The 11850-nt window shown below is 41.2% G+C and carries 9 protein-coding genes; 3 read left to right on the plus strand and 6 right to left on the minus strand.

The window, feature by feature from the left end; translation table 11 throughout:
- Positions 1–60 precede the first annotated feature (60 nt).
- Positions 61–1323: an ATP-binding protein gene (locus G1O98_RS09695; protein WP_163928607.1), complete on the plus strand. Its 1263-nt coding sequence runs from the start codon at positions 61–63 to the stop codon at positions 1321–1323.
- A gap of 147 nt (positions 1324–1470) precedes the next feature.
- Here the strand turns inward: G1O98_RS09695 and G1O98_RS09700 are convergent, their stop codons facing one another.
- The 3 genes from G1O98_RS09700 to fabG all read right to left on the minus strand — a co-directional run bounded on the left by G1O98_RS09700 (position 1471) and on the right by fabG (position 5700).
- Positions 1471–2688 carry a glutathione S-transferase family protein gene (locus tag G1O98_RS09700; RefSeq protein WP_163928608.1) on the minus strand — a complete coding sequence of 406 codons (1218 nt, stop codon included), beginning with the start codon at positions 2686–2688 and terminating at the stop codon, positions 1471–1473.
- A 591-nt stretch (positions 2689–3279) separates the two neighbouring features.
- Positions 3280–4500, minus strand: coding sequence for a chromate efflux transporter (gene chrA, locus G1O98_RS09705; RefSeq protein ID WP_163928609.1), 1221 nt, complete (start codon positions 4498–4500; stop codon positions 3280–3282).
- A 453-nt stretch (positions 4501–4953) separates the two neighbouring features.
- On the minus strand, positions 4954–5700 hold the full coding sequence (gene fabG, locus G1O98_RS09710) for a 3-oxoacyl-[acyl-carrier-protein] reductase (protein ID WP_163928610.1): 747 nt from the start codon (positions 5698–5700) through the stop codon (positions 4954–4956).
- Between the two features lie 460 nt (positions 5701–6160).
- Between fabG and trxA the strand changes: the two genes are divergently transcribed.
- Complete coding sequence (gene trxA / locus G1O98_RS09715; RefSeq protein WP_163928611.1) at positions 6161–6478, plus strand: thioredoxin; 318 nt, start codon at positions 6161–6163, stop codon at positions 6476–6478.
- A gap of 203 nt (positions 6479–6681) precedes the next feature.
- Positions 6682–6846, plus strand: a complete 165-nt coding sequence (locus G1O98_RS09720) for a hypothetical protein (protein WP_163928612.1) — start codon at positions 6682–6684, stop codon at positions 6844–6846.
- Between the two features lie 227 nt (positions 6847–7073).
- Here G1O98_RS09720 and G1O98_RS09725 read toward each other — a convergent pair whose 3' ends face one another.
- The 3 genes from G1O98_RS09725 to G1O98_RS09735 form a co-directional block, all read right to left on the minus strand.
- Entirely contained in the window at positions 7074–8993 is a 1920-nt protein-coding gene (locus G1O98_RS09725; RefSeq protein ID WP_163928639.1) for an iron uptake porin, read from the minus strand.
- 1118 nt (positions 8994–10111) lie between these two features.
- The gene (locus tag G1O98_RS09730) at positions 10112–10870 is read right to left on the minus strand and encodes an isoprenyl transferase (RefSeq protein WP_163928613.1); all 759 of its coding nucleotides are present in this window, start codon (positions 10868–10870) and stop codon (positions 10112–10114) included.
- Positions 10871–10886: 16 nt separating this feature from the next.
- A complete protein-coding gene (locus G1O98_RS09735; protein ID WP_163928614.1) occupies positions 10887–11825 on the minus strand; it encodes a ferritin-like domain-containing protein in 939 nt (312 codons plus the stop codon).
- Positions 11826–11850 lie beyond the last annotated feature (25 nt).

The raw sequence follows: 11850 nt of genomic DNA on the forward strand, positions 1-11850 counted from the left end.
CATCCTGCCTCCTGCCTCAAAACCAGTGACTTTGTACCTCATACAAAAGAAAACTGCTGTATGTTTAATCGTAGCCGTCGTAATCTTGCAAGTTGGTTCACCCTAACAATGGGTAGTATTTTAATTGGGTTTGCGGCGGTAGTTTACTATGTGGAAGTCATCGATGAGTTAGAGGAACTGGATATATTACTGTATAAAAAAATCAGTGTGATGGCAGCGAATGTGAAGTCAGAACTGTACAATGGTCGCCGCCAGCTAGACTTAGAACATGTCCCATTGTTGGGAAGTATGGTAGAACCATTGCCAGATAGTCAACTAGTGTATGCAAGTTGGTATGATGACCGAAAGCAACTAGTACAATTTTTTGGTAAAATTCCGAGCGATCGCCTTTCGGTACTAGGTGGATTTGATACTATCAAAACCGATGATAAAGCATGGCTGCGTCAGGTAACGTTGCCTGTGTACCAGGATGGTTTATTAATTGGTTATATGCAAGCAGCGATGCCAATCACATCTATTGAAAGTGCTTTAGCTGAATTTCGGCTAGTTTTGGCGATTTCAGTGCCGATTACCTTGGGTGCAATTGCCCTAACTGGTTGGTGGTTGGGAGGACTAGCGATGCAACCAATTCGCCATAGCTACGATCACCTGCAACGGTTTACAGCTGATGCTTCCCATGAATTGCGATCGCCTTTGACAGCAATTATTAGCAATGCTCAGTTTGGCTTTCTGTCTAAATCTACCGACCTTGAGGTGCAGCGTCAACGCTTTCAAAAGATTTTTGATATCGGCCAGTCAATGAGTATTCTGGTGACTAATCTGCTGTTTTTAGCACGTTCTCAAGGTCAATTACCCACCGAATCGCTAAAAGAAATTGACCTCAACAGTTTACTTTTGCAGATAAAAAATGATTATGTCACACACCAAGATGCACAACATATTAGTTTAACTTCTAAATTGCCTAATAACAGTGTAACTGTGCTTGGTGATGCTAACTTGCTTTATCAAGCAGTTGTAAATTTAGTTAATAATGCTTGTAAATATACTCCTGCTGGAGGAGAAGTGCAGTTACATTTATTTACTCAGTCTCATTCTGCTGTAATTCAAGTTATAGATAATGGAATTGGGATTCCTAAAAATGATTTGCCATATATATTTGAGCGATTTTATCGGGTAGATAAGAAACGCTCTCGCAAAACCGGAGGATTCGGTTTAGGGTTAGCTATTGCTCAACAAATAATTCAATCTCACGGTGGTCAGATTAGTCTCAGAAGTGTAGTAAAAAAAGGGACAAATTTACAAATTTTTCTACCTTTAAAGTAATAGACATCTTGCAAAAGTTATTTTTGCACTGCGTTGAGCGGGCAATGCCCGACTTGAAGCATCTGGCGTGCATTTAGAGGGATCTAAAACTTTTGATACCGACAAAAGGACTTTTCGAACATCCTCTTAACCTGTCGGTAGCGATCGCTAATAAAGAGATGCCAACACCTTATCTGCTGCTGCCCGGAATGCAGTTGCTGCACCAGCGCTCATATCCCGTGGCGCACAGATGCGATTTCTCACATAGGCGAGTGTGATGGCTCCAACCGCAGCCACAGTCGGATCGGCGTTGTCTTGACCGCCCACGCGCCCCCACGGTAATGCTGCACCGTTGCCATTAATCAGATAGTCAGCCAGCAATCTAAGGTGGAAATCAACCGCTTCTTTAACGGCTGTTGTGTCGCCATTAACCGCCAATGCTTGCACCCCGGAGTTTTTCAGGATGTCTCCTAAAGCAACTTCTCGGTTATCAGCCAATCTCTCAGCCGCCTCTGCCCTAAATTGGATTTCCTGGCTAAGTGCTGGATCTGGGGGCAAAGGATTGCTGATTGGTATCACACCCCATCGGCGACGTAGAAGTAAATTGTTGGTGATATCATCCGATTTGACGCGGTGATAGGCAGGACGCTGTTTGAGTGCTTCAAACCAAGCGTTAATGCGAGGATACCGAGGATTTCCCTTGAGGTGATATCCCCGATAAACAGGTAAGTTAGCCGCCAAGCGATCTAAATGGGGGCTATAGGTAATATCTACCACGCTAAATGTAGATAAAAAGTAGGGGCCAGAATATTTTCCTAGAAGTTGCTCAAGTTCGTCTAATTTAGCTTCAAAAGCTGTCTGTAAGCTTGCTAATTCATTTGGATCTTCAGGAGCTTGTCGGAGGAATTTGTAAGCGATATCTCTCACACCATTGCTTTCAGCTTCTTCAAGCCACTGCCTAGCAACTGCGTTTTCCTCTGGGTCTTCAGGAAGCAAAGTTGAACCAAATTTTTCTTCTAATGCTAACAGAATTTCTTTAGATTCATAGACTAACTTTCCTTCAATTTTGGCAGCCGGAACAAGGGTTGTGGGAACTAAATCTGTATACCATTTAGGCTTGTTAGTCAAGTCGATAAACTCTGTTGCAAAGGGAATTTCTTTTTCTTCAAGAGCAAACCAAACCCGTTCGCAAAATGGACACCAAGAGTTAGTATCGCGGTAGAGCAATACTGGCGGTTCTGTATTTGGTGGTAGTTTATCAAGACTGCTAGGAATGGGAGCGGTGGAAGGGGATTGCCCTGGTCTACGCACCCGTCGAGCTGGGGTACTTTTTTGAGCAATTTCTAATAGTTCTTCCCAATTAGATACGGTGTTTTGAATTGACATATTTCACCTTGAAAAATTTAGATTATGGAATGGAAGTATAGATAAAAATTGGCAAAAATAATTTATCTTTAAATATTTAGAATTTCAAACTCAAATATGATGTCTGCTACTACACAAAGTAGCAAACTTTTTCTAGATAGCAGCCCTTAAGCTAGAAACTGGTATGTCTACTACCATGCTTATAGTCTCTAAACAGATAAAAACCTAATTGTTCAACTATCGATAAACTACTGTAACTTTACTAAATTACCGGAGTTAATGGTGATTATCACATGAAAATACTTTGAAAGCAAGATTTAGTATATCTATATTTTTGGCTTGTTTAAGAAGCTCTGGCGAAGGTCATGATACTAATTCTGTATGAAGATGCGCCAAACTATGTGAGGAACGTAGACGCGTTGGCGAAGCCTCTCGAAGAGAAGCGGCTTGCCGCAGACTACCGCAAAGGTCGCATACTCCTACGGAGAAGCAAGCTACGCGCAGCGTCTCGTCAGAGAAGGATACAAAGAAAGAAGAAGCCAAGAAAATTTGGCGCAGCCTCACCAAGAAATCGTATGATTCCAGAATTCTGTTTTGATAAAATATGCAATTTCAACGAGTGTAGCCCAAGAGTGTAGCGCCCCATCCAATCAAAGCGCTGCCAAAGACTAGCCATGCAGCATTGATGCGGAAGTGAATAGCTAAAATGGCTGAGACGATCGCGATCGCCAAGCCGAGAAAATCTACAAATGGGGCTTGTGGTAATGTTAAGGTGGCTGCACCAAGTTGCAGGGTAGTAACAACCATTAGCGCTACAGCACTAACATTCACAGCATCCAAAAATGCTCTACTCCAAGAAGAAGCCCGTAAGCGGGGAATTAAGGGATTCAGGGCAGCAACGAAAACAAAAGAAGGTAGAAAAATTCCGATTGTGGCAATAATTGCGCCAGGGATGCCGGCAATGATATAACCAATAAATGTAGCAGTCGAAAGTACTGGCCCAGGAGTAAATTGACCAATTGCGATCGCATCTAGTAACTGCTGTTGTGTCAGCCAGCCATATTCTTGAACTAATCCTCCTTGGAGAAAAGCTACCAAAAGGTAGCCACCACCAAACAAGACACTACCGACTTTCAGAAAAAACCAACCTAACTGCAATAAAGAAACGTTGGTTGCAGTAGATGCGGTAGCTACCGATGCAGCAACAACTGTTGATGCCTTTAAAGTCGCGCCTGTGGTGAGACTAGCAATTAGAAAGTTGGCTTTATCTCCTGGTTTGTCGTTTTTATCGCCAGAATGCAACCAAACCATACCCAGCAATCCCCCAACTAATAGGGCAATTACTTCATTTAATTTGAATAATAATGTTATTAACGCCACAGCCAAAGCAATCACTAACAATTGGCGAGTTTTCACAGCCTTTTTTGCCAACCCCCAGAGCGCATTAATAATGATTGCTAAAACAGCCGGTTTAATGCCATAAAGGAGCGGAGCTACTTGAGGTAAAGTGCCGTAGGCAACATAAACCCAAGCAAACCCCCCAGTAATTAGAACCGCAGGTAAGATAAAACAGACACCTGAAACAATCAGCCCCAGCCAACCTGCATAGATATATCCTATATGGATAGCCATTTCTGTGGAATTTGGCCCAGGAATTAGGTTAGTTGCGCCCAGCAAATCTAGAAAATGCTCCCTTGTCAACCACTGACGACGCTTAACCACTTCATCTTCAATCATGGCAATATGGGCAACCGGGCCCCCAAAGCCGATAACGCCAAGTTTAAAAAACAGTTTGGCGAGTTCACTCAAACGACTTGGTGCTGAGTTAGTCATCTTTGCTAGGGAATATTTTTCATTCAGTTTTAGATTAATCTTAAAAGATTAGGGCTGATACCATTTCACGAAATGCTTGATACAAATAGATTTGTCTCTAATTCTGTCCCCTGCGGTCTATTTCTATCAACCTGAAAGTGAAACGGTATTACGCACTCACTCTACAGAAGAATTATGTTGTGTGTCAACGTATATATCTCTTCAGATGAAGGCAGGAGGAAAACTACCCGACGCTCGCGGACTCGCTCTAAGCGTAGCTATGCCGCAGGCTTTACGCTACGCTATCTGTCTCCTACCTCCCAATACTTTTCGGTTAAGGGGGAAAGGGGAAAGGGAAATTCAAACCCTTTCCCCTTTCCCCTTTAACCTTTCCCCAGACCAAAAGAGAGATTATTGGGTTTAACCGAAAAGTATTGTCCTGCCTCCTTGCAATAACTCTTAACTCAGCACTATTTAAGCCATGACCATTCCGCCATCGACATTAAAAACTTGTCCGGTGATGTAGTTGGCGGCGGAATCGGCGGCTAGGAAGCGCACCATCCCAGCGACTTCTTCGGGCTGACCGAAGCGACCGAGGGGGATGTATTTTAGAATATCTTCGGGGTTATTGAGATCGCTGGTCATATCGGTAGTGATGAAGCCAGGGGCGACGGCGTTAACGGTAATACCGCGAGTAGCCAGTTCTTTGGCAACGCTTTTGGTGAAGCCGATTACACCTGCTTTGGCGGCGCTGTAGTTGGACTGACCTGGGTTGCCCATCTGCCCAGCAACGGAAGTAATGTTAATAATTCGCCCCGATCGCTGTTTGAGCATGATTTTACTGACGGCGCGTGTACATAAGAAAACACCAGTTAGATTAAGGTCTATCACAGCTTGCCAATCTTCTGGCTTTAAACGCAAAAGCAGTGTGTCACGGGTAATCCCTGCGTTATTGACTAAGATATCCACACGGCTAAACTTTTCCATGACGGCGTTAACTAGTGCATCTACTTGATCGCCTTTAGAAACGTCTGCTTGGATAGCGATCGCCTGACCTCCCACTGCTGTAATTTCTGTAACAACTGCCTCAGCCGCAGCACTCGAACTAGCATAATTGACAACTGCGATCGCTCCTTGTGAAGCTAATTCAATTGCGATCGCTTTGCCAATTCCTCGTGATGCACCTGTGACAATTGCGACTTTACCTTGTAATAATGTCATTTAATGTTCCTCAATCTTAGAAATACCGCGCTAATTATCTTATGGTGATTTAGGGAACATCTGAATATTGTCTAGATAAAATCTCACTCTTTAGGGTGAGAATCTTGCTGTCATCCTGCAAATTAGATATTTTATAGATAAGCTATACCTTGTATTTAGCTTTGGGATAAGGCAATAGTTATAAGGGTTTTAGCCTAGTTCATTTTTCTTTACATATTATGATTTTATTGTGCTAACTTACTTTATTTAGGCAGCTAAGATAGGTTTAAATACATATCTAATCCATATACACAAACACACACGATATATGGATTTTATTATAAATATTTAAGATTTTTGCGGCTAAATCAATCTATATTGAGTAATCTAATATTTTCCCAACAAAACCCATAAACTTGTACCGATTTTATTTACTAAGAATTACTATTGAAACAAACAATTGAAAATCGGCGTGTGTCACATGGCAACTAAAAAAGAATTTAACAGCTTTGAAGAGATGCTGTCTGCTTCTGATGTACCTGTATTAGTAGATTTTTACGCTGACTGGTGTGGCCCATGCCAAATGATGGTGCCAATTTTAGAGCAAGTCAATCTCCAACTTAAGGATCGCCTACGAATCGTAAAAATTGATACAGAGAAATACACAGATTTGGCTACTGAGTACAAAATTGCCTCTCTCCCAACCTTAGTATTGTTTAAGCAAGGTAAACCTGTGGATAGGATAGAGGGAGTGATGCAAGCACCCCAGTTGGTGCAATATCTACAAACAAAGATTTAAGCTAATACTTAGAATTTGGGTTTTGCTTCTTAGAGGCGCGAAATGTCGCGTCTCTTTTAGTGAATAGTGGTTGAACTTCTAGCAGATAAAATCTTAAGTAAATATTAAGCATATTTACTTATACGTCTAGAGAAAGTAGTTTAGAAATAGAGATGGCTATATTGTATAGATATAACAAAATATCTTGACAAGAAAAGCAATATATGAATAATAAGCAAGAAAGACCTGACAAAGCCTATATTTGGGTAAATATTGATTTTGATAAGGTTAAATACAGAATAAATGCAGTGACTTGCCAGATTGAGCGGGTTATACAAAAGCACCAACTTTCAAATCAACCTGGTAACTCAGGTAAAAGAAACAATTAGGTTATGTGTGAGGCGATATCGATGATGGGCTACGCACTTTATTTTGAGCGTAGCGAACCTAAGTATCTTACCAGTTTTGCATAAAAGATTTTGGGCAAAAAGACAATATTATTATTCGATAATCGTCCACCAAATTTCTACTTGTTTATTAGTGATTATCTTATCCTCGACACTCCTTTTCAGGAGTGTTACTTTTTGGAGGATATTTGCGCTATTTGGAGCTATTGTTAAAAGGTAAAAGTAGTGCGAAGTACGCCTACAGTCGTAGTCTCATTGTTGCTGTTACCTTCTGGGTTAAAGAGAACAAACGCACCAGGGGTAATGCTGATATTATCGCTAACTTGAAAGCGATAATAGCCTTCTAAATGGTAAGGAGTGGCCCGATTCTCGCCTGTGGGCGTAAGTTGAGCAGAACCACCAGTATCACTACGGAAAAGCGGCTGACCAAAAAGAATCCCAGCAGTGTTCCCTGACTTGAATAAATCTCTGAAGTGAACTCCCGCCATCCAACTTGTAAAGGTGGTGGAAGCATTCACACTATTTGAAGCAGCATCAACAAATAGTGCTGCACCGTAGCCAGATAAGGCTATTTTGGGAGACAATCGCCATGTAACCGTACCCCCAACAGAGTTTAGTTTGACTGGTGTCCCAGCCTCAACACCAGCTAAAGCACCAATATCAGCACTAATTAATCCTGTACCTAAAATATTGATTTCATGATAACTATTGGCATAGTTTAGACCAATATCTAGGTCAGGACTGGGCTTGAAGGTTAACTGTGCGGCAATAACACTACTACCACTAAATAAACCTCCTCCCAAAGGTGTAGTAGAAACTCCTGGTAGTGCCTCACTAGCAGATTTTTGGGGTAAATTGGCATTTACACTACCGTATAAAGCTCGTAAATCCAAATTCGGGGAAATACTATAAATAAAGCCCGCCGCCGATGCTAAACCAGTACCTGAAGTCCCACCAGAAATCCGTAGCACAGGATTTAAGCCGGCGAAACGAGATATTGACTCTTGTCCTTCACCATAAAAAGGCGTAATTGCTGGGAAAGCATCTGATGTTTCCGCCGCAGTTCCCGCAAACAAGGTTAATTTATTAGCGACGGGAAAGATATACAGTAATTTGTAAAGCTGAACACTGTTTGCGCCAACACTCGACAAAGTATTGACATTTATCCCCGGAAATTGCGGTTCAAAACTGGTACGAGCGCTACTAGAACTTAAAAGAGGTGAAGCTAATCCTAAACTTTGTTGCAGGCTACCTTGTCCATCGGCTCCACCCAAAAAGTTATAAGCTTGTAATCCAGTAATTAATGAATCTTTACCAGTAAAGCTAGTGGTGAGATTTAACCGCACTCTATTGACTAGGATGATGTTCGGGTCACTATCATTAGGAGCGCCACCACTAGCACCAACACCAGCAATAATTACCTCACCATTGAGTTTGGTCGTAGTAGAAAACTGATTTGCTTCTAGTTCTGCTGTGCGAGCTTCTACAGCATCTACTCGACCACGCAATGTTGACAATTCCGCCGCAAATTGTTCTTGTAGTTTCTGCAACGCGGCTAAATCTTCTTTCTTGACCAAATCACCAGTTGCAGTCGCAATCAGTTCGTTGATTCGGTCTAAACAAGCATTTAAGCCAGCAGCAAATTCATAGCGAGTCATCGCCCGATTACCGCGATAGGTTTGATTCGGATAACCTGCGATACAACCATAGCGCTCAACTAAAGATTGGAGTGCCTGAAAAGCCCAATCAGTCGGCTGTACATCAGACAATTGGGATACGGATGTTACTTGTGCAAGTTTATCTGAGGATGGAGATGAGCTTGCAGATTGTGCTGTGATTGTCTGTCCAAACTTAACAGCAGAATCTACTCCTAAATCTTGATTATTTTGCTGTTGCTTGACTGAGGGGAAATTTTTTTGACTATCATTAGCTATCAGCAATTGACTGGAGATATTGTTTGCTAAATTGCTTTGATAAGAATCATTTTTTTGATAGCTGCCATCATCTTGATTAACAGCTACGTTTTTATCTGCAATTTCTAAACTAGGAAGGGCTTGCACAGGTGACAACCCGGCAATTAAACACAAAAACCCCATCCCACTAGCAGAAGCTAGTAGATATTTTGCCATCATAACTCCTAACACCGATAAAATAGGGAAAAATTAATTGCGATTTTAAAATTGATTGATAAGTAAATTTAAAGTAGTTTTAGCAAGAGAATCTTGTCAACTTTAAATTTTTGATATCAGGATTTTTTCTGAATTGACTTACCAGAACATCAGCTTATATCGCAAGTATTAAATTATAGTAAATACTATTTTTGGAAAGAATTAACAAAAAATTATATTGATAGTATTTATAGTTACTATAGTAAATAATGAATGGTTTTTGAACAGCAAGCTCCGTAGGATGCCTGATTCATAAGCCTGACAAATTTTCTCTGTTCAAATCTAAAATCAGATTGCTATATTGACAAAATAATAATTAATAGGTAAGTCGGTAAAATTAAAGCTAACTGGCTAAGGCTGTCATTTGCCTTTGTTATTGGTCATTAGTAAGGGTTTTAAGCATATTTACGTCTCGTAACATACTTGGTTTTTTTAACATCAACTTACTTAAGTCTGATTTTGTGATGAAGAATATAGATATTGAGCTTGATACTGTTAGCAAATGTAATACATATTTGTATTTGAAAGTATTATGTAAGCTCAAACCTTCAATCTACCGTTGCAGCTATTAGTTGTAACACTTTCGCCAAAAGTATCAGGATTTCGGCTCAATACCTACCAAAGAATAATTTATTCAAAAAAATTAAGAGACTGCGATCGCAGATCGATTGGGGTACAGGTAAGATCGGGAGGCAAACGGTGCAAATAAGTTCTCTTACGGTTGTTAACCAGTTTCATCCAAGAGAAGCTTTATAGCGATCGCATACAGAAAATTTTTAAACTAGGAGCGGAACTTACCATATTTTTGCAAAAGAAGCAACACCTTACAGTAAGTAGTATTTTTAACAAAACATTTGTAACTACCCTTGCAGTTTATTTACCCACCGCCTGCTATTCTTATAGTTACTTCGGTCTGTCATAGCAGATAGATTATCCTCAATAATGTTTTAATTTATTAGCGCTCATATACCATCCTGGTACTGTGGGTGCTTTTACTTTATGCTTGATAGCAGCAAAAAACCTAGTCCCCTTCCCGCGTCGGGAAGGGGAAAATTTAATAGAGAGGTTTTCCAAATACCCTAAGCTGACAGTGAAGCTTTAACTTGACCAAAACGGCGATCGCGACTTTGGTAGTTCAACAAAGCCTGATGAAATGCTTCTCGATTAAAATCTGGCCAAAGAATATCGGTGAAATACATCTCTGTATACGCCATTTGCCACAAAAGAAAATTACTCAATCGCATTTCACCGCTAGTACGAATCAGCAAATCGGGTTCTGGAGTGTTTGCCGTATAGAGGTGTTGTTCTACAAGACTTTCATTCACTTGTTCAGCACTGAGTTGGCCTTGTTCCACGAGTTGAGCTACTTGACGGCAAACTCTGGTAATTTCGTTGCGGCTACCGTAGTTGACTGCAACAGTAAAGTGGATTGCTTGATTGTTCAAAGTCTCTGCCATTGAACGCTCCATTTCCGTTTGTAGAGACTTGGGTAAAGCCGATAAATCTCCAATAAAGGAGATTCGTACACCTTCTTGATGCATCTGAGCCAACTCGCGATGTAATAATCGCTCAAACAACAGCATCAGAAAATCTACTTCTTCAATAGGACGCTGCCAATTTTCTGTTGAGAAAGCGTAGGCTGTCAACGCTTTGATTCCCCAATCTTTGCAGCAACGTAATAGTTCTTTAAGCGTACTTGCTCCTTGGCGATGTCCAGCAATGCGCGGTAATCCTCGACTGCTTGCCCATCTTCCGTTACCATCCATAATGACGGCGATATGTTGGGGTATTTTTTGGGGATTTAAATCGCTGGGTAATTTTGATTTGTTATTTGTCATTTGTCCTTTGTTTTTACTAATAGGTAGTTTCAAATAAATCTTGCAAATACTCTGGTGTGAGGCTATTGTTCCAACTCCAGAGACGACGCATTGTATAGGTGAAGGTGAAGAGGAGAGTTGCTTTGTTAGTCAATGACCAAGCATTCCAGTTGAGGGTAGCCATCATGCGGCGGAGGGTACGCATGAGGTTGTTGCGCTGATAATTTTGCGATCGCGTTTTGATGAGTGTGCGTCCAATTCGCATCAAGCCAGTATCAGGGAAAGTCCAGACTCCGAACCCCCAGAATTTGGTCGTATGGTTGATTTCATCCTGTGCTAGTTCCTCTAAAACATCCTGGAGTGCGCCAGTGGTGTGAGCCATCAACCAAATATAAAGACAGGTTGCACCGTATTCTGTGGCAATGCGGTGTAAGCCGTGGCGATATAAGTCTTCGTGAGCGTCATCTGTGGGAAGATAGCTTCTAACAGTACGAAATTTTGGGGTAATTTTCTCGCCTGTCAATTGGGTGTAGATTTTGATTAATGCTGGTGTGTGCTGACGTTCTTCCTTTTCCCACAAACCAAGTTCCAGCAGTTCGCCATCTTTACCGACAGTTCCACCAACAAACCGAGCCATTTGAGGATGCAATTTTTCTAAATATTGCCGACTTGTTTGGGTATAGCCGCGAATTGGTGCTTCTGTATCCATTGCACCTATCAATATAGATAAAAATACCTCTGCATCTAAGCCGATAATTTGATTGCGGTTAATTGTTTGCCAGTCAATGGGTTTCCAGGGACGCGGTTGGGGATTGGCAAACTGTAACGGTAAATCTTGCAGACGTTCATGTAGTTTTTCGACTGCAATATATCTGTCTATGAGTGAACGAATGCGGTGCTGTATTTGCAAGTAATGAGGACTGGGATAGCTTTGACCTGCTAAGTCTTCTGTGATTGGGCTGAGGGTGTTAAGCATATTTTTATACTTAAATTTTTATCTC

Origin of the sequence: Nostoc sp. UIC 10630 (assembly GCF_010747425.1) — a bacterium.
GTDB lineage: Bacteria > Cyanobacteriota > Cyanobacteriia > Cyanobacteriales > Nostocaceae > Nostoc.